Source organism: Plesiomonas sp., from assembly GCF_051650925.1.
Lineage (GTDB): Bacteria > Pseudomonadota > Gammaproteobacteria > Enterobacterales > CAMTGL01 > Plesiomonas.
Window position 1 is genome coordinate 1 of record NZ_JBOFRH010000293.1, and the last position, 1,839, is coordinate 1,839.

2 protein-coding genes and 1 rRNA gene are annotated in these 1,839 nt (G+C 48.7%); 1 reads left to right on the forward strand and 2 read right to left on the reverse strand.

Annotated features, from left to right (window positions below; genetic code table 11):
* The coding region (locus ACRC27_RS07000) for a hypothetical protein (protein WP_438639513.1) at positions 1 to 370 on the reverse strand (370 nt) is incomplete at its 3' end.
* Positions 367 to 1,035 (reverse strand): vWA domain-containing protein, encoded by a 669-nt coding sequence (locus ACRC27_RS07005; RefSeq protein ID WP_039046723.1) that lies wholly within the window; start codon positions 1,033 to 1,035, stop codon positions 367 to 369. The genes ACRC27_RS07000 and ACRC27_RS07005, both read right to left, overlap by 4 nt.
* A 674-nt stretch (positions 1,036 to 1,709) precedes the next feature.
* Between ACRC27_RS07005 and ACRC27_RS07010 the strand changes: the two genes are divergently transcribed.
* Positions 1,710 to 1,839: ribosomal RNA gene (locus tag ACRC27_RS07010) — 16S ribosomal RNA — on the forward strand; the annotation flags it as partial.

A 1,839-nucleotide genomic window follows, 5' to 3' on the forward strand; every position in this document is an offset into this window, starting at 1 on the left:
ACTCGATGCGATTGAGTGCCGGCGCATGCTGATGATACAAATTAGGATGAATCAGCTTGGCCAGCGGAAATCCACGCGCATGGTACATGGCATAGCCCAGCCAGTTTTGCAGCTCATCAAAAATCAGTACCCGCGGCCAGGCTAACGGCAACGAACGCAGCGCAGCAGACATGCTGATTTGCTGGGTGATTTTCGCTCGCTGCTCTTTACTGTAAGCGGGCAGCGCTCTACGTCCAGCGTGGTAACATTTGATGAGAATGTCTGGCTGGTGCTGCAGGGCAAATACCGTGCCTTCACCGCCGCGGCCAATGTATGCCCCTAAACGGCGAAAATGGCCGTGAATATCCAGAATTTTATCGCCCGGATTCACAGCGCTTCCCAACCTAAGGTATCAACTTCTTCGGTATCTGGCATATCCGGATGGGATTGGCTCAGGCGCTCCATGCTGGCGGACAGCCATTGGAAAAACTCGCGAAAACGCAGTCCGCGTAGGCGCATCGGTTTACGCTCACCAAAGTGCGTTAACACATTTAAATCCGCATCTGGGCCCATGGCAATCGAATACACCGAGAGTTTTTTCTGATCGGCCAGAGTCTGACAACGTACCGCTGCCGAGCGCCATTCATCAGTAGGCACGCCATCTGTCATCAAAATCAGCCACGGCTGGTGGTAAGCCACTCCCGCTTTTTGATAGGCACGTTTACGCGCTTCCAAGATATCCAAGCCGGCATGTACTGCGGCGCCCATCGGGCTATCACCACTGGCAATAAAGTTATCTACGTTCTCAATTTGTCGAACGGGTGTCAGCGGCAGTTGCGGGATAACTCGATGACCAAACGTCACCACGCCCACTTCCACTGATTGCCCCGCATAATCATCATGCTTCACCGCTTGAATGAATTGCTGCAACCCCTGATTTAGCTCACGGATAGCAATGTCGTACATACTGTAGGACGTATCCAGCACCAAGATGCAGGGGCAGCGGTGCGAAGGGTTATCAATTAGATCGTAATAAGACTGTAGCGGCTTGGTCATTGATGGTGTGTTCTTTCAACGGGCCTGAGAGCGCATGCAGCGCGGCAGGCGAAATGATCGGTAATTGCTGGATATAAGCGTCATGATTACTCCATTTATTAAACGTATCCTGAAGGATTTTGCGATAAACCAGTCATTTATTACAAACCCTCGTTGTTGAGTGATGCATTCTTACCTAAGTACTCTTTTTTGCGTTCGAAAATGAATGATAAGGAAATGCGGTAAAAGTTCAGTTATGCATCTACACTCATTAACTCTGAGTTGGGGCTTTATCCGTGTGCTTTATGTATGTGTAGAGATGAAAAACGAGAACAAGTGCGGGAAATCGTCCTCCTCGAGCGAAATGAGACGCCAGAGGTATGAGGTATTGGCTATAAATCGGTGGTTAAATACACAAAAAATGTGATTTAGTTCAATGTCTGCGCGATTGAAGCGTTTTTCGATAAAAAACGTGATTTAGCCCTTGCGTCTTTTCAGAGCCTCCCTATAATGCGCTCCCTGTCGGCACGGAACGAAACGCGAAAGCAAATCGGACGTGATGCGACATTGCTCTTTAAAAAGTTAATTAGACAATCTGTGTGGGCACTCGTTTGAGAATGCTGATATCCAAAAGATATTACGTTAAACGAGTGACTGAACAATTTATTTGCCAGTTTATTCGAGCAACAAACTTTAAATTGAAGAGTTTGATCATGGCTCAGATTGAACGCTGGCGGCAGGCCTAACACATGCAAGTCGAGCGGTAACACAGAGGAGCTTGCTCCTTGGGTGACGAGCGGCGGACGGGTGAGTAATGCCTGGGGA